This window comes from Pseudomonas sp. FP818 (assembly GCF_030687335.1).
Taxonomy (GTDB): Bacteria; Pseudomonadota; Gammaproteobacteria; order Pseudomonadales; family Pseudomonadaceae; genus Aquipseudomonas; species Aquipseudomonas shahriarae.
In genome coordinates this window covers 1,668,153-1,684,105 of the sequence record NZ_CP117427.1, presented here as the reverse complement: position 1 = coordinate 1,684,105, position 15,953 = coordinate 1,668,153, and the positions used below count along the sequence as shown (strand labels likewise).

Here is a 15,953-nt window from a genome sequence, read left to right as displayed (position 1 = left end):
CACCTACCGATGCCCTTGCCCTGCCTGGCCCTTCTCAAATAACCGAATGAGCCCCTGCAACAGCATGAGGGTACTCTGGAGCACACTCGTCAAGATCGCGAGTAGGGATTCAGCGGGAGCGGGTGCCGGCATAGGCGGTGGGGTCGGAGTCGGGGGCGGCACAGGGGTTGGCGCCGGGGTGGGTAAGGGGGCGGGCCCGGGGGTTGGCGTCGGTCCTCCCGTCACGATATCGGTGGCTTGGATTTTACCGGCAGTGGTCAATAGCAAGTCAGGTTTGCCGCTACCGTTCATATCAATCGCCAGACTGCCACGCCCCGTACGCGCGTCATAACCCAGCACGGCATTGCCTGGCTGCCCATTGAATTGACTGGAGAAGTTGAGGTGTTTGATACCGGCTTCTCTCAAGGCGCCAGAAACATCGACTTTGTCGGTGCCGCTGGTGAAATCCTCGATCAGGTCGGGGTTCTGCGGCGTGGATTCACTGGCCTTGTCGTAGACGAAGATGTCCGCCCCGCCGCCTCCGCGCAGCTTGTCTGCCCCCCTGCCCCCCTTGAGGCGATTGTCTGCATCATTGCCGGTCAGCACATCATTGCCTGCACCGCCGACGGCATTTTCCAGGGTCACGCCCTTGGCGATGGAAACATTACCTTTCATTCCCCCGACGTCCGAGAACGATTGCACATTGAGGTTGATGTGTTTTGGTCCTGGGAATAGCCGGAGAAATCCAGGGTGTCGTTACCGCCGCCGTCCCAGACACAAAAAACCGCTGAATCCGCAGCGCTCTTGATGCTCAGTACGTCACGCCCGGTATTGGAGTTGAACCCATAGGTCGTGTCTGTGTTGCGGGTAGTGTGGTTGGCACCATAAAGACGCTGAACCGCCGCGATGTCATACATCATGGGTGCCGAGGGCATCCGCCCCTTGAAGTCATGACCCGCGTTCTTGTGCTCTGCCCAATAACTCATGACCGTACCGGCCCGGGTGTCCTGCGCAAACTTCGCATCCCGCTCGTACGATCCGCCACCGTTGTAGTCACCGGGATGCGCCAGCCCCAGGCAATGGCCTATCTCGTGAACCATCGTAGTGTGGAAGTAACTCCCCTCCTTGGGCGCATGTGAGGCACGCCGTGTACCGATCGTGGCTTTCGCCGCGGGATTGTGCCGTGTCGGCCCCCATGCCACGCCACTTTCCATGCGATGGGAGCCGGACACCTCTATAGATCCATCCGTCTTGCGGGCGTTCTCATGAAAACTGATGTTGGCCACGTCTTGCCAAGCCTCCATGGCCCGGCGAGCACAGGTTTTCTGCTGCTCGGTGAAACCCTGGAGCTTGTAGGAAACCTGCGTCTTGCCGTCCCCGTCCCGATCGTTAAAACGCGTACCGCTGCGCGTAAGATGCCCGGCAACCTGATCAGTACTGAGGGAGCGTTTCCCACGGGCAGACATGGGTTCCCTGGACGGCCCGTGCATACCTTCAGGACAGCAGCCAGGATGAGCAGCAGTGTTGTTGATTTGACTCATGGCGATCTCCGATTCGATTAAAAACTGGGATATCAGGGTCCAACTGCGCCGCCTTTCATCGCAGAAAGCCGTCTCGGTCCCCGTCATCCGTGCCTAATCTTTCATGCAGGAAATCACCCCGCCACCGGGGCTTTGAGTCTTATTGAAACGCTTTGGCCGCTTGTTCGGTTTACTGACAAAACACATGGATCCTTACAATCCCCAAGGGTTATGCCGTCTTGAAAAAGCCCATTCAACTTGCTGATGGCCCTTGGAAAACGCAAAAAAGACACACGTTTCTTAATCCAAATCCTCGCCGTCCCACGAAATATCCGCTCTACATTTTAGCTTCGACGCCCCACCACCGAACTCACCGATTTTAAGAACGCACCAACTTCTCCAGCGCCGCATCCGCCAGGAATGACGAGCGACTTTTGACCTTGTGCTCGCGCACATAACGGTCAATACGCTGGATCACATACCCCGGCAACGTGACATTGACCTTCTCGGTCTTGCCCAGGTAAGGCGAGATATCGAGCTCGAGCATCCCCCAGCCCATCCCGGCGTACTCCTCATTGCCGTGGTGCGTCGCCACCGAGGTCGGCATGGGAATCGCGTGGCCTTCGCCAGCCAGCTCCTGCAACAGGATGTGAGCCACTTCGACGGCGGCGTTGTAAGCCTCTTCAAAACTGTCCCCGGCCGTCACCGCGCCTGGAATATCAGGGATCTGGATACCGGTGGCGGTAAAGTCATCGCCCCATTCGATACAGATTGGGTATTGCATGAATATTCTCCTGAAAAAACCGACCTAGAACGAAAACAACCCGGCACGCTGCCGGATACTTCGCACGGTGCCCAAGGGCAGATCCTTCTTGGGATGGGGCACCGGTATCGTGGACGGGTTATAGCGATGGGTGAAAATGTGATGGCTGCCCATGACCCGATCCAACACCCAGCCCGCCTCTTGCAGTTCCTTGATCAATAGCCTGCTTTGCACCACAGCCTCCTTGCTCCGGCCCGAATAAAAATAACTCCAGAGTTACCTTTACTCAAGCACAGATTTTTCAGAGCAGACTGACGGTTGTTTTGCCGGATATTGAAAAGCCCCAGGCATGGAGCTAAAGCACCCGCCCATCCCAGCCCACCGTCACATGCGGTGGCAGTTCACCGCGATGCTGCAACAGCCAGGCATCCAGGGTGTGCCCGACGTGGGTCAGCACGCCAAGCTCGGCGCCGCACGCGTCGATGCATTGCAGGGCCAGGGTCAGGTCATTGTGATTGCGCGGCGCCTGGGGTTGCGGTGGCATGGAGCAGTCGATGACCAGTACGTCCAGAGGCTCGCGCCGCAACCAGTCGAGGGTCGCCGGGGGCAGGCCCGTGGTGTCGGTCAGGTAGGCCAGGCGCCGTCCCTGCCCTTGCAGCAGGTAGCCCAAGGTCGGCTTGGAATGTTGCAGGGGCAACGCGGTGACCGTCAGCTCGCCAAACTGGCGGGTCTCGAACTCGGCGAAGGGCTGGCTGAAATCGAGGATGCCGGGATGCTTGTAGAGGTCCGACAGGCCCTCGGGGTCTGCCGGGCCATGCACCGGGATGATCAGGCCCTGGCCCCAGCGCAGGTGCAGCAGGCCCTGGGCGTGATCGGCATGGTAGTGGGTCTGCAGAATGCCGTTGAAGCTGCGTGGCGGGAAACGCTCGGTGAGGTCCGTCAGCCCGCTGTCGATCAACCAGCGTTGCTCACCGCACTCGATCAGCGCGCTGCACTCGCGGCGGCGCAGGCGTTCATCGCTGCGCGCCAGGGTGCAGGCCGCGCATTCGCAGCCATACACCGGGACTTGGCGAGCGTCGCCGGTGCCCAGCAGGGTCAGGCGCATGCCGAGTGCCCCTCCTCCAGGCAATCGAGCAACCGGGCGACGGTATGCACCAACGGCCCGGAGTTATCCAGCAGGAACACCCCAGGCGCAGCCTGCAGGCTGTCGCTGAACTGCGCATTGCGTGCCAGGCGCGCGTCGATGTCTGCCACCGACTCACGGCCCCGCGCCAGCAAACGCTGGCGCAACACCGCCTGGTCCACCGTCAGCAGCACCACCAACAGCGTCGGATAACGTGCGCGGGTCTGCGCCAGGTGGCCACGGGAGCCATTGACCAGCACATCGTCGCCGGCCGCCAGCCAGTCGTCGATCTGCCGTGGAATGCCATAAGACAGGCCATTGGCATGCCAACTGAGGGCAAAGCCGCCCTCGGCTTGCAGCGCGGCGAATTGCGCGGGGCTCACACCTTGGGCGGCCTCGCCTACCGCTTCCGCCGAACGGGTGATGACCCGTCGCACGATGCGGCAACCGCGCTCGGCCAATGGCCCGCGCGCGGCTTCCAACAGGCTGTCCTTGCCCGAACCCGATGGTCCGATGAGATAGATCAACCTGCCCACCATCAAAACACCCTCTTGGCTTGTCGCCAGACTTGTTGGACTACCGGCAGCCCGCCCTGGGCCCTGGCTTGCACCAGGTCCGCACGCAGGCCGACGGCAATTTCCCCGCGATCCTTGATGCCCGCCGCCTGTGCAGGGGCCAGGCTGATCATCTTGATCGCCTGGGGCAGATCGCAGTCATTGTCCTGGGCCGCCAGGGCAAAGGCCGCTGGCAACAGGCTGGCCGGGTAGTAGTCACTGGAAAGTATATCCAGCAATCCTTCAGCAGCCAGGCCGGCGGCGGCCACATTACCCGAGTGGGAACCGCCGCGCACCACGTTCGGCGCGCCCATCAGCACTTTCATCCCCAGTTGCCGGCAACCGCGCGCCGCTTCCAGGGTGGTGGGGAACTCGGCGATGTTCATGCCATAGCGCGCCGACTCCTCGACATGGGCCAGGGTCGCGTCGTCATGGCTGGCCACCGACAGGCCACGCGCCAGGCAATGCTCGACGATCGCGGCGCGGTAGCGGTCGCTGTAGGCCTTGGAGTTGGCCATTTGCAGCAGCACGAACGCGTCCATGGTTTCATCATTCAAATGGTATTTGCCCATGTAGTACTCGCGGTACTTGGACTCCAGCACAAACTGGCGCTGGCCCGGCGAGTGGTCCATCACCGACACCAGTTGCACCAGCGGGTTTTCCACCAGATCGCGGAACACACTCAAGGTGTCCGGGTGGCACAGCTCGCAACGCAGGTGCAGGCGGTGTTCGGCGCGGGTCAGGCCGGCTTCCTGCGTCGAGGCAATGGCATTGAGCATCGCCGGCAGCTTCTGCATGCGATTGCCCTTGGGGTTCACGTCGCCGATGGACACCGCATCGAACACCGTGGTGATACCGGCCGCGATGATCTGCGCGTCATGACTGAGCACGGCCGAGGTCGATGGCCAGTCCACGCCGGGGCGCGGGGTCATGTGTTTTTCCAGGTTGTCGGTGTGCAACTCCACCAGCCCCGGCAGCAGGAAATCACCGCCCAGGTCCTGGGCGTGGGGTAACTGGCTGCGGCCTTCGGCGAGGTCAACGATCACCCCGTCACGCAGCAGCACACTGCCGAGAAATACACGATCAGCAGTGACCAGTTGGGCATTGCTGAGGATCTGTTCAGCGGGCATCGGCGTAGTCCTCGTCGGTAATCACAGCGGGCGTCATGTCCAAATGGCGGTCAGCCACCGCCTCACGGGCGGCACGGTCATGGAAGATGCCAATCAGTGCGGCACCGCCGGCCTTGGCTTCGTTGATCAGTTCCAGGACAACCTGACGGTTGCGGTCATCCAGGGAGGCCGTCGGTTCGTCGAGCAACATCACCGGCCAGGCCACCATGAAGCCGCGCGCGATATTGACCCGCTGCTGCTCGCCCCCGGAGAAGGTGCCCGGCGCCAGTTGCCACAGGCGCCGGGGGATATTCAGGCGCGCCAGCAAATGCTCGGCACGGGCCTGGGCGTCAGCCTTCGTCCAGCCACGGGCCAGCGCGGGCTCCATCACCACATCCAGGCAGGCGACCCGTGGGATCACCCGCAAAAACTGGCTGACATAGCCCAGGGTCTGCTGGCGTACCTCAAGAACCTCCCGGGGTGCAGCGCCCACCAGCTCCAGCCATTGGCCGGCATGGCGCACGCGGATGCTGCCCCCGGCCGGCAGGTAGTTGCCATACAAGGTGCGCAGCAAGGTGCTTTTACCCGCTCCGGACTGGCCGTGCAGCACCAGGCATTCACCGCCCTGCACGCTGAACGCCACCCCGCGCAGCACGTTGAGCACCACGCCGTTCTGCTGGTGCAAGGTGAAGGTTTTCGAGAGGTCACGGACCTCGATCAAGGCATTCGTCATGGCTGCAATACCGAAGACACCAGCAGTTGAGAGTAAGGGTGCTGTGGATCGTCGAGGATCTGGTCCGTCAGCCCGGTTTCCACCACCCGCGAGCGGCGCATCACGATCAGGCGATCGGCCAGCAGGCGCGCCACCGCCAGGTCATGGGTGACGATCACCACCGCCAGGTCCAGCTCACGTACCAGGCCGCGCAGCAGGTCGAGCAGGCGCGCCTGCACCGACACGTCCAGGCCACCGGTGGGCTCATCCATAAACACCAGGCGCGGGCTGGAAACGAGGTTGCGGGCGATTTGCAGGCGCTGCTGCATGCCGCCAGAGAAGGTGCGCGGCAGGTCGTCGATGCGCTGCGGGTCGATCTCCACCTGGCCCAGCCAGTCCAGGCCGGCGCCACGCAGTTGCTGGTAATTGCGCACGCCCTGGGCCATCAGGCGCTCGCCAATGTTGGCGCCGGCCGACACGCCCATGCGCAGGCCGTCGCGGGGGTTCTGTTCAACGAAGCCCCATTCGGTGCGCAGCAAAGTGCGGCGTTCGGCTTCGCTGGCGCTGTAGAGGTCCAGCCATTCGCCGTCCTTGCTGCGATAGCCGACGCTGCCGGCCTGGGGCGGCAAGCGCCCGCTCAGCAGCGAGAGCAAGGTGGATTTACCCGAACCGGACTCGCCGACAATCCCCAGCACCTCACCGGGGTACAGATCAAAACTCACGTCCTGGCAGCCCTTCTCCAGGCCGTACAGCAGGGACAGGTCGCGCACTTGCAATAAGGGCTGGCTCACTGGTTGTTCTCCTTGACCCGTTGGGCGCAGTACCAGGTGTCGGAACACACAAAACTCTGGGTGCCGGCGTCGTCGAGGATCAGTTCATCGAGGAACGAGTCATGGCTACCGCAGATGGCGCAGTGGTGGTCCCACGTCTGCACTTCAAAGGGGTGATCCTCGAAGTCCAGGCTGCTGACCTGGGTGTACGGCGGCACCGCGTACAGGCGCTTTTCGCGGCCGGCACCGAACAGCATCAGCGCCGGGCTCATGTCGAGTTTCGGGTTGTCGAATTTGGGGATCGGCGAAGGGTCCATCACATAGCGCTCGTCGACCATCACCGGGTAGGCATAAGCGGTGGCGATATGGCCGAAGGTGGCGATGTCTTCGTAGAGTTTTACGTGCATCACCCCGTAGTCGTTGAGGGCGTGCATGGTGCGGGTCTCGGTTTCCGAGGGCTCGATAAAGCGCAGCGGCTCGGGGATCGGTACCTGGTAGACCATGATCTGCCCGGCCTGCAGCGGGGTTTCCGGGATGCGGTGGCGGGTCTGGATCACTGTGGCGTCGGGGGTGGCTTCGGTGGTGGCGATACCGGCGGTGCGCGCAAAAAAGCGCCGGATGGACACGGCGTTGGTGGTGTCGTCGGCGCCCTGGTCGATGACCTTAAGCACGTCGTCGGCACCGAGGATCGCCGCCGTCAATTGCATGCCGCCGGTGCCCCAACCATAGGGCAGCGGCATCTCGCGACCACCGAACGGCACTTGGTAACCGGGAATCGCCACGGCCTTGAGCAAGGCGCGACGGATCATGCGTTTGGTCTGTTCGTCGAGGTAGGCGAAGTTGTAGGCGGCGTCATTCATGGCGGGTGCCCTCGGCCGGTTGGCGCAGTTTGCGGATCAGTTCCAGTTCGGCCTGGAAGTCCACGTAGTGAGGCAATTTGAGGTGCGAGACAAAACCGGCGGCCTCAACGTTGTCGCAGTGGGCCAGCACGAATTCTTCGCGCTGGGCCGGCGAGACAATCTCTTCGCTGTACTCCTCGGCACGCAGCGAGCGGTCCACCAGAGCCATGCCCATGGCCTTGCGCTCGGCATGCCCGAACGCCAGGCCATAGCCGCGGGTGAACTGCGCCAACTCGGTGGCCGAGCCGACAAACTGGTTGACCATCTCGCACTCGGTGACTTCGATGCTGCCCAGGCAGATGGCAAAGCCCAGTTCTTCAGGATCGACCCATACCTCGACTTCACCGATGCGAATCTCCCCGGCAAACGGGTGATTGCGCCCATAGCCACGCTGGGTCGAATAGCCCAGCGCCAACAGAAACCCTTCATCGCCGCGAGCCAGGGCCTGCAGGCGCTCGGCACGGCTGGCAGGGAACTCCAGCGGGTCGCGGGTGATATCGGCGACGCTGGCGTGGTCGTCGGCTTCGTGCTTGATCAAGCCCTCTTTGGCCAGCAACCCCAGCACCCGTGGACACGGTTCGAGGCGCGCATCCGCCGTGGTCTGCGGGCCTGGATACTCACCCTCGGCCAGCAGCGCGAAATCCAGCAGGCGATGGGTGTAATCGAAGGTCGGGCCGAGCAACTGGCCGCCGGGCACGTCCTTGAAGGTGGCTGACAACCGTCGGCTCAACGACATCTGCGCGGTGTCGATCGGCAGGCTCGGGCTGAAGCGCGGCAATGTGGTGCGGTAGGCGCGCAGCAGGAAGATCGCTTCTACCAGGTCCCCCGCCGCCTGCTTGATCGCCAGTGCCGCCAGTTCTTCGTCGTACAGCGAGCCTTCACTCATCACCCGCGCCACGGCCAGGGGCAGTTGCTGGCGGATCTGCTCGACACTCAGTTCGGGAACCCCCGTATCGCCCCGGCGTTTTTTCGCCAGCAGGCGGTGGGCATTGTCGATGGCCTGTTCGCCACCCTTGACGGCTACGTACATCAGGCGTGCTCCTGTGTGATGCGGCTGCTGCGCGGCAGGCCGAGCAGGTGATGGCCGGCGCTGAACAACACGTCCAGGCCACGGGGGAAGGCCTCGCGGCGCTGGCGCTCCAACCAGAAAGCCGACGGCACCGGCACCTGCACCCGGCGCTGGGCCTGGATGCCCGGGCCGCGCCAGAGCAAGGCGCGCCCGGCCTCCAGGTCGCTAAGCTGGACCAGCAAGGTGCAGGACTGGTCGGGGTAGCGATCATTGCCGTGATCGAAGCCGCTGAGGTCGAGCAGGTCCGGCTCGCCGAGCAAGGCAAACGCAGCCTCCTCCCGACGCGCAACCAACGGGCAGCCACAGTGGAAGGCCAGGTTGGCGCGGATCAGTGGCGTGTCGAACGCCGGTGCCAGCCATAGCGGCGTGTCGACATCCAGCAGCGCCAGGCACAAGGCATAGGTGGCGGGCGCCAGGCCATCGAGGTGCGGGGCTGCCGGCAGGTGCTGGATCAAACCCGGTTCGGCCAAGGCCTTGAGCGCCGCGCGAAAACTGCGCTGGGCATCCAGCACCGGGTCGACAAACGCCGGCTGCAATAATTGAGCGTGCATCAGTTTTCTCCTCGCACCAGGGTGAAGAACTCGACCTTGGTCGCCGCAGTGTCGGCTTCTTTTTGCGCGCGGCGCCGGGCTTGGGCCTGGGCCAGTGCGCTGATCAAATCGCTGAGCCACGGGCTCGGTTGCGCGTTTTGCAGATGGGCATCGGCCAGGGCCGCCAGTTCGGCATGGACCTTGTCGCGCCCGGCCAGGTAGCTGTAGCCGGTGCGGCCATCTGCCAGGCGCACCACACAGCGGGTCACCGTCATTTCACCGACGTTGAACGGCGCGCCATTGCCACCCATGCGCCCACGCACCAGGGTCATGCCGATTTCCGGGGCGCGGATCAGTTGGTACTCGGCGTCCTTCAATGCCGCTTCGTGGGGTTGCAGTTCATTGAGCTGGGCGCGGGCAAGTACGCCAATCCAATGCTGACGCGGGGACAGATTCATCGGGGTCTCCATCAAGTCACCACCTGGTACTGGAAGCGATCCGAACGGCTGGTGGACTGCGCCAGCTCCACCGGGCGGCCATCGCGATCGCGGGAAAGGGTGAATACCGTGAGTGCAGGCAGATGCCGGGGCATCATCAGCAGCGCGGCTTCGTCGCGGTTGGGCAAGCGCGCACCGATCAGGCTCTGGGTGCGGGTCAACGGCAGGTCGCGCTCGCGCAGGTACTGACGCAGGGAGCCGCCGTTGTAATCCGCCAGCAACGGCGCGTGGCTGGCGCAGTAGCGATGACGGATCAGGCTGACGGGCTGCTGGTCGAGCTTGCGCAGGGTTTGCAGCTCAATCATCGGCGCCATTTCGGCGATGCCCAGGTGCTGCGCTTCTTCGCGGCTGGCGTAGCAGTAGCGGCGCTTGAGCAGCAGCGCCTGCACGCCATGGCCCTGGGCCGACAGCGATTGGCTGTAGGCGGTGTCGGCGCCCATCGGGTAAATCAGCGGCCGGTCCAGCACCTGCGTGCCTTTGCCCTGCTGGCGCAGCAGACTGCCTTCGAACACCAGCTCATCAATGGCGCGGCGCAGGGTGTGGCGGTTGACGCCAAAGCGTTCGGCCAACTGCACTTCGCCCGGCAGGAACTCCCCGGCCTGGTAGCCGCTGAGTTCACGGCGCAGGATATCGGCGAGTTCGCGGTACACCGGCTCATCTTGTCTAGACAACTGCATGCTTTAAAAAAAGCGCCCGCAGGCACCCCTCCAAGGTCAGATAAACCGCTTGCGCAGGCGTTGGGACAGCACGTCGATCAGGCTCACCACCACGATGATCACCAGCAGCACCGCGCAGGTCTGTACGAACTGGAAGGCGCGGATGTTCTCCCACAGGATCACGCCGATGCCGCCAGCGCCGACCATGCCCACCACCGTCGCCGAGCGTACATTGGCCTCGAAGCGGTACAGCGCGTAGCTCACCCACAGCGGCATGACTTGCGGGATCACGCCGTAGATCACCTCTTGCAAGGCGCTGGCACCGGTGGCGCGTACACCTTCCACGGGGCCGGGATCGATGGCCTCGACGGCTTCGGCAAACAGCTTGGCGAGTACCCCGGTGGTGCTGATCCACAGGGCCAGTACCCCGGCAAACGGACCAAGGCCGACCGCCACCACGAACAACATGGCGAACACCATTTCGTTGATCGAGCGAAAGGCATCCATCACCCGGCGCAGGGGTTGGTGAATCCACCAGGGCGTAATGTTGTCGGCGCAGAGGATGCCCAGGGGCACCGAGCAGACAATCGCCAGCACCGTGCCCCAGAGGGCGATTTGCACGGTGACGATCATTTCCTTGAGGTAGGAGCGCCACTCGTGGAAGTCCGGCGGGAAGAAGTCAGCGGCGAAGGTCGCCATGTTTCCCGAATCGCGGTACAGCGCCAGCGGGTTCATTTCCGCGCCTTTCCAGGCCCAGGCCAGCAGCACCAGGAACAGGCCCCAGCCGAGGTATTGCGGCCAGGTTCTTTTACCCACGGCTTCAGCGTGCAAGGTCGTCATGGATCACTCTCGATAATTACTGGAGCGGGGGCCTATGGGGGAACCCGCTTGTGTGGGAGCTATGTGTGTGTGGGAGCGGGCTTGCTCGCGAAAGCGGTGGGTCAGTCAACATCAATGCTTGCTGGGCCGACGTCTTCGCGAGCAAGCCCGCTCCCACATTTGATCTTCGTTGCTTTGAGCATTGCGTTCGCTTAACTGACCGGCATCAGGGCAAGCCCGCTCCCACATAGGCCCAGCTCCAACAGGGGGTTAGCCGTTGGCGTCGGGTTTCTTGTCCAGCTCGCTCAGGCGCTGTTGCAGCGTGGCCAGGTCGGCGTCGATCTGCGCCAGCTTCTTGGCTTTATCCGCCTCGGCCAACTTGCTGTCGGCGCTGATGGTGGTGCGCTGCTTGAACAGCTCCAACTGGCGGATCGGCAGCAACTGGTCGTCGTTGGACGCGAGGAACTTGCCCAACTGCATGTTCTTCAACACCGCTTTCTCTGCCTCGGTGTCACCGTAGTTGGCAAAGAAATCGCGGATCTTGGTCTTCTCACTGTCAGTCAGGGCCTTGCTCCACACCATCGGGTCGGCAGGAATCAGCGGCGACTTCCAGATCACCTTGAGTTGCGCGGCCTTGTCCGGCTGGGTCACTTCCAGGCGGTCCCAGCTTTCGGTGTTGAAGGTAGCCACGTCCAACTGCCCCTTGGCCACGCTCAGTGCGTTGACTTCATGACTGGAGTTGAGGGTGCGCTTGAAGGCGGTGCCGGCATCCACGTTGTTCTTGGCGAACACGTAGTAGCCCGGCACCAGGTAGCCGGAGGTGGAGTTTGGGTCGCCATTGCCGAAGGTCAGGTTCTTGGCGTTCTTGAGCATGTCTTCGACGGAGTTGAGCGGGCTGTCCTTGCGCACGATCAGCAGGCTCCAGTAGCCGGCGGCGCCGTTGGCGGCAGCGGTCTGGGCGAAGATCTCGCCGTTGGAGCGGTCCACCGCCTCCATCGCTGCCTTGTTGCCGAGCCAGGCCACATCGACCTTGTTGAAGCGCATGCCCTGGATCAGGCCAGCGTAGTCGGAGGCGAAGGTGGCGTTGATGGTCAGGCCGGTCTTCTTGTGCATGTCATCGAGGAACGGCTGCCAGATGCTCTTGAGGTTCTGCGAAGACTCGGTGGACATGATGCCGAAGTTGATGGCCTTGTCAGCGGCCTGGGCATTGCCCAAGGCGACGCTGGCCAACAACACGGCAGACAGGAAAACATGACCGATACGGTTCAACATACAGGCGACTCCTAGGGATCGTGAATGGAGGTTCAAGCGCGGGCCAGGGCCAGGCGCTGGGGAAGTTCGGAACGGCGCGGCGGCTCGGAAAACATCAGGCTGGTGTCGACGTCGGCACCGTACAGATCGTTGAGGAACTGGCTGCTCATCTCGCGGCCCTGCCCGTCGAAATGAATGCGCCCGCCCTTGAGCGCCACGGCCCGTGGGCAATAACGCATGGCGTAATCGACTTGATGCAGGGTCACGACTACGGTCTTGCCGTCGCGGCGGTTGATATCGGCGAGGATCTCCATGACCTTGCGCGCCGACTCCGGGTCCAGGGAGGCAATCGGCTCGTCGGCCAGGATCACTTCGGCACGCTGGGTCAAGGCCCGGGCAATCGCCACGCGCTGCTGCTGGCCACCGGACAGGGTCGAGGCCCGCTGCTGGGCCAGGTCCGCCAGGCCAACCCGCGCCAGGGACTCCATGGCACATTGCTTTTCCTCGGCATTGAACAACCCGAGGTTGCCGCGCCAGCGCGGCATGCGGCCCAGGCAACCAAGCAGCACGTTGTCGATCACACTCAGGCGATTGACCAGGTTGAACTGCTGGAAGATATAGCCAATATCCGCGCGCAACCGCCGCACCTTGCCATTCAACCGCCCACTGGCCTGCACCTCTCGGCCCAGCACCTTGACGCTGCCGCCGTTGCCCTTGTCGCAACAGGCCAGCCCCGCAAGGTGGCGCAACAACGTGGACTTGCCGGAACCGGATGCACCGATCAGGGCGACCATCTCGCCGCTGGCGATGGTGAGTTCGAGGTCGACCAGCGCGGTTTTCTTCGCAAAGGTCTTGTTCAGGCGATCGACATGGATAGCGGGAGTCATGGGCTTCTCTGTCTGGTTTGAACAGCCTTGCGTGGCTGCGTTTGAGTTCAAACGACAGTAGGCGCGGGAGGTGTCAGGGCTATGACTTGCACATGACTGCAGGAGGGCGGTTTGATGAAAGTTTTATGAAAGGTTGGAACAACTGAAGGACAATTCCCATGCATATGAGGATCGCTCCCATGCTCCATGTGGGAATGATCAAAACAGGACTTTCCCTACGGCTCATCATTTAACAGGCACACATCATGCTGGGCGAGCTGTACGCAGGAGGGCCCAGCCCTGCCAGGTCTCCATTCCTCGGTCGTCGCCCTTTTTCACGCAGCTATATGGCGGCTGTGCGCGGGGCACCTTCGGGTGCGCCGGGGTCCTGGAGTTCGGTCTTCCACATTTGGATTGGAGTTCAAGTCATAAAAAAGGCGACAGGAAAAGGTTCGGTCATCCAACCAAAATACGACCCCCCTGGTATACCGAAAACCCCATCAGGAGGCCCCCGCTGACCCGGTTGAACAAGCTTAGGTTCGGAGGGTCGGGCAAACGCTTTTTGATAAGCCCGCCCCCCACGGCATAAACCATCTGGCCTAGAAATGAACCAGCCAGAAAGCCGATTAAACACCAGTAAAGTCCATACCCTTGAAGGGTAATCCCACTGGCAATGGCGTAAGAAGAAATCGCAACGATGGTGAAAGGACTGGTCAACGTCAGCAAGAAAACAGGGATAAAACCCGCCGCGCTCTTCACCTGTTTTGGTGAGAGGTGTCTTTTGAAAGTCATCGCACCCAGGTAAAAAATATAAGCAATCGCCAACCACGTTAATAGGTGACTGTTTGCCAACCAAACCCCTTCGACTGTCTTCAAGCCTGTAAAGGCGACGGCTGCAAACACTGCATCTGCAACCGCCGCACCTGATGCTCCGGGTACTGCGCTACGTAGGCCATGGGTGATGGACTGCCTAAAAATAATGAAGGCTACGGGTCCAAAACTTAGCGATAAAATTGTGGCAAACGCCGCAGAACTCAGAATTTCTTGCACCTACTCCAAAGCCTCCCTGAACATTTTTTTATTTGCATGGCAATGCGGGCACTTAAAGTCCTCACCTATCTGCTCCCAAGTTGTCCCAGCCACTACATCAGCTAAGGGCTCCCCAGTAAGCTCCGAATAAACATAGTGACAAATTTGACACTCGTAAGATTTTGACATAGCGAAAACCCTTGAACTTATTAATTCAAACAATCGTCAGGCGTTGATTCAACGCAGCAAACATATGTTCAAATCCATCCATAAAGGCCATTGCCCCGCGCATCGCTTGCGGAGCAATACTTGGATTTTATTCCAAATAAGAAATTATTATTTCTCGCCCTGTCGCTACATGCATAGGTTCGACTTCACAATGAATAGCAAAAAAGGCCAGGACCGGGTCATCTTCACCCCTTAAACCATAGGAGGCTGCGTACCTCTGAAACCCTTTGGGAAAATACTGAAACTCCCGCGACGACGTCATCTCCGATGCGAGATGAAAACCCAATGCCTCGCCTAAAAGTTCAGAGCGGTACGATCGATAGGTGTTATTTCCCATGGCGGTACCCTCCGGAAGAATGTAGTGAGGGTTGAATAATTCAGCATCAGATAAACCCAAGTGGGTCGTCAGCGCCTTGAACATCTGGTGATGGGTTGGCAGCATATGTTTGTTATGTTGATGTAACCCATACTCGTCCACAGATGCGTAGAGAATATGAGCAGCTTTCGCAGTTCCATTCCATCTATCTTCCTTGATCCACTCATCTGTAACCCGTGCAGCCAATGCCACGATACCGGCTGGGACATCTTTGAAAAACGCCCATAGGGTTCCAAAGAACGTGGCCAGTCCCTCATGGCTCAAGGGTTGGGCAGAAAGGATCTCACCAAACCTTTCAAGCTCTCGAAGTGCGCCGTGCCTGATGATTGCACTGGCAATTTCGTTATATCCAGCCTCACATACTCTATATATTTCGTTCTTGTCAGTTCTTTTGGCAGATCCAAACTCGGACGAAGACTCAATATTCATACTTGACTCCCTCTGCACACCCTAAGTTTATAAATCCATTACCCCCTTACCTCCATATAAAAATTATTATCCACGTAGAAAAAATGTCAACCAAGCGAAGAAATATTTCTCATCCCGCTAAAACAGGCGAACCAGAGCCATTCTTTCCAAAACAAAAAAATCCAAGACTACAATTCCGTTTAATATATAAATCTACTCCCACAGACTATTCGCAGGACAAACAAAGAAAACTCCTATTTTAGCGAAGGGTAATTCCTACAACAAATTAAGCAACACCAAAAACAATCATAAAAAAGGCGACCGTTCAAAGGTCGCCTTTAGGAACTCATTCCCACGCAGCGTGGGAACGATCACTCACAGGCAGTTCATTTTGCGTACTGCTTGCTCAACCCCGGCGGTACGCCCTGCACATTCGTCTCTTCCCATGGCCCATTCGGGCTGATGGAGCGGCTCCAGCCGTTGCTCCAGCGGTAGTAGGTGCGCTGGCGGTAGAAGGTGTCCGGTTGCTCGTCCAGCACGTACACCTGCATCTTGCCGTCCCAGTGGCTGGCAGCGCCGGGGGGTGGGGCGAAGGTTGGGGACTTGCTGGGCAAGGGCTTGGCGGGGGCGGTGACCGGGCCGGAAGGTTTGGTTGCCGGCTGGGTCGAGGGGCCCGACGGTGGAATGGTCGGGCCCGTAGGGGCTGGAGGTGGCCGATGGACCGCGCAAGCGCTCAAGCCCAAGACCAGGCTGAGCAGGGTGATACGAGCGATGGCGGTCATGGGGATTTCCTCG

At 60.9% G+C, this 15,953-nt stretch carries 21 protein-coding genes; all 21 read right to left on the bottom strand.

Annotation, left to right across the window (positions count from 1 at the left end; genetic code table 11):
- Window positions 1–3 precede the first annotated feature (3 nt).
- The gene (locus PSH80_RS07635; RefSeq protein WP_305419713.1) at window positions 4–654 is read right to left on the bottom strand and encodes a M10 family metallopeptidase C-terminal domain-containing protein; all 651 of its coding nucleotides are present in this window, start codon (window positions 652–654) and stop codon (window positions 4–6) included.
- Window positions 651–1,520 (bottom strand): M10 family metallopeptidase C-terminal domain-containing protein, encoded by an 870-nt coding sequence (locus PSH80_RS07630; RefSeq protein WP_305419711.1) that lies wholly within the window; start codon window positions 1,518–1,520, stop codon window positions 651–653. Before PSH80_RS07630 ends, PSH80_RS07635 begins: the two co-directional genes overlap by 4 nt.
- A 358-nt stretch (window positions 1,521–1,878) precedes the next feature.
- Complete coding sequence (locus PSH80_RS07625; RefSeq protein ID WP_057958970.1) at window positions 1,879–2,283, bottom strand: type II toxin-antitoxin system HicB family antitoxin; 405 nt, start codon at window positions 2,281–2,283, stop codon at window positions 1,879–1,881.
- 24 nt (window positions 2,284–2,307) lie between these two features.
- The gene (locus tag PSH80_RS07620) at window positions 2,308–2,496 is read right to left on the bottom strand and encodes a type II toxin-antitoxin system HicA family toxin (protein ID WP_057438840.1); all 189 of its coding nucleotides are present in this window, start codon (window positions 2,494–2,496) and stop codon (window positions 2,308–2,310) included.
- 121 nt (window positions 2,497–2,617) lie between these two features.
- The gene (gene phnP, locus PSH80_RS07615; protein ID WP_057958969.1) at window positions 2,618–3,367 is read right to left on the bottom strand and encodes a phosphonate metabolism protein PhnP; all 750 of its coding nucleotides are present in this window, start codon (window positions 3,365–3,367) and stop codon (window positions 2,618–2,620) included.
- Window positions 3,358–3,924, bottom strand: a complete 567-nt coding sequence (gene phnN, locus PSH80_RS07610) for a phosphonate metabolism protein/1,5-bisphosphokinase (PRPP-forming) PhnN (RefSeq protein ID WP_057444570.1) — start codon at window positions 3,922–3,924, stop codon at window positions 3,358–3,360. The genes phnP and phnN overlap by 10 nt, the downstream gene beginning before the upstream one ends.
- Window positions 3,924–5,069: an alpha-D-ribose 1-methylphosphonate 5-triphosphate diphosphatase gene (locus PSH80_RS07605; protein WP_057438838.1), complete on the bottom strand. Its 1,146-nt coding sequence runs from the start codon at window positions 5,067–5,069 to the stop codon at window positions 3,924–3,926. The genes phnN and PSH80_RS07605 overlap by 1 nt, the downstream gene beginning before the upstream one ends.
- Window positions 5,059–5,781, bottom strand: coding sequence for a phosphonate C-P lyase system protein PhnL (phnL, locus tag PSH80_RS07600; RefSeq protein ID WP_120732262.1), 723 nt, complete (start codon window positions 5,779–5,781; stop codon window positions 5,059–5,061). Before phnL ends, PSH80_RS07605 begins: the two co-directional genes overlap by 11 nt.
- The gene (phnK, locus tag PSH80_RS07595; RefSeq protein ID WP_120734408.1) at window positions 5,778–6,587 is read right to left on the bottom strand and encodes a phosphonate C-P lyase system protein PhnK; all 810 of its coding nucleotides are present in this window, start codon (window positions 6,585–6,587) and stop codon (window positions 5,778–5,780) included. The genes phnL and phnK overlap by 4 nt, the downstream gene beginning before the upstream one ends.
- On the bottom strand, window positions 6,548–7,390 hold the full coding sequence (locus PSH80_RS07590) for an alpha-D-ribose 1-methylphosphonate 5-phosphate C-P-lyase PhnJ (RefSeq protein ID WP_057438836.1): 843 nt from the start codon (window positions 7,388–7,390) through the stop codon (window positions 6,548–6,550). Before PSH80_RS07590 ends, phnK begins: the two co-directional genes overlap by 40 nt.
- The gene (locus PSH80_RS07585) at window positions 7,383–8,459 is read right to left on the bottom strand and encodes a carbon-phosphorus lyase complex subunit PhnI (protein WP_057958967.1); all 1,077 of its coding nucleotides are present in this window, start codon (window positions 8,457–8,459) and stop codon (window positions 7,383–7,385) included. The genes PSH80_RS07590 and PSH80_RS07585 overlap by 8 nt, the downstream gene beginning before the upstream one ends.
- Window positions 8,459–9,049 carry a phosphonate C-P lyase system protein PhnH gene (gene phnH / locus PSH80_RS07580; protein WP_169876547.1) on the bottom strand — a complete coding sequence of 197 codons (591 nt, stop codon included), beginning with the start codon at window positions 9,047–9,049 and terminating at the stop codon, window positions 8,459–8,461. The genes PSH80_RS07585 and phnH overlap by 1 nt, the downstream gene beginning before the upstream one ends.
- Entirely contained in the window at window positions 9,049–9,486 is a 438-nt protein-coding gene (gene phnG, locus PSH80_RS07575; protein ID WP_057438833.1) for a phosphonate C-P lyase system protein PhnG, read from the bottom strand. Before phnG ends, phnH begins: the two co-directional genes overlap by 1 nt.
- Window positions 9,487–9,497: 11 nt before the next feature.
- Complete coding sequence (phnF, locus tag PSH80_RS07570) at window positions 9,498–10,202, bottom strand: phosphonate metabolism transcriptional regulator PhnF (RefSeq protein ID WP_057438832.1); 705 nt, start codon at window positions 10,200–10,202, stop codon at window positions 9,498–9,500.
- Window positions 10,203–10,238: 36 nt separating this feature from the next.
- Window positions 10,239–11,021 (bottom strand): phosphonate ABC transporter, permease protein PhnE, encoded by a 783-nt coding sequence (gene phnE / locus PSH80_RS07565; protein ID WP_032859104.1) that lies wholly within the window; start codon window positions 11,019–11,021, stop codon window positions 10,239–10,241.
- Window positions 11,022–11,270: 249 nt separating this feature from the next.
- Window positions 11,271–12,272 carry a phosphonate ABC transporter substrate-binding protein gene (phnD, locus tag PSH80_RS07560; protein WP_115127678.1) on the bottom strand — a complete coding sequence of 334 codons (1,002 nt, stop codon included), beginning with the start codon at window positions 12,270–12,272 and terminating at the stop codon, window positions 11,271–11,273.
- A gap of 32 nt (window positions 12,273–12,304) precedes the next feature.
- Window positions 12,305–13,138 carry a phosphonate ABC transporter ATP-binding protein gene (gene phnC / locus PSH80_RS07555; RefSeq protein ID WP_057438830.1) on the bottom strand — a complete coding sequence of 278 codons (834 nt, stop codon included), beginning with the start codon at window positions 13,136–13,138 and terminating at the stop codon, window positions 12,305–12,307.
- Between the two features lie 435 nt (window positions 13,139–13,573).
- The gene (locus PSH80_RS07550) at window positions 13,574–14,167 is read right to left on the bottom strand and encodes a LysE family translocator (protein WP_305419701.1); all 594 of its coding nucleotides are present in this window, start codon (window positions 14,165–14,167) and stop codon (window positions 13,574–13,576) included.
- Window positions 14,168–14,335: a rubredoxin gene (locus PSH80_RS27305; protein ID WP_081044206.1), complete on the bottom strand. Its 168-nt coding sequence runs from the start codon at window positions 14,333–14,335 to the stop codon at window positions 14,168–14,170.
- 127 nt (window positions 14,336–14,462) lie between these two features.
- Window positions 14,463–15,179 carry an iron-containing redox enzyme family protein gene (locus PSH80_RS07545; protein ID WP_305419699.1) on the bottom strand — a complete coding sequence of 239 codons (717 nt, stop codon included), beginning with the start codon at window positions 15,177–15,179 and terminating at the stop codon, window positions 14,463–14,465.
- Between the two features lie 365 nt (window positions 15,180–15,544).
- Entirely contained in the window at window positions 15,545–15,940 is a 396-nt protein-coding gene (locus PSH80_RS07540) for a hypothetical protein (protein WP_057958962.1), read from the bottom strand.
- Between the last annotated feature and the right edge of the window lie 13 nt (window positions 15,941–15,953).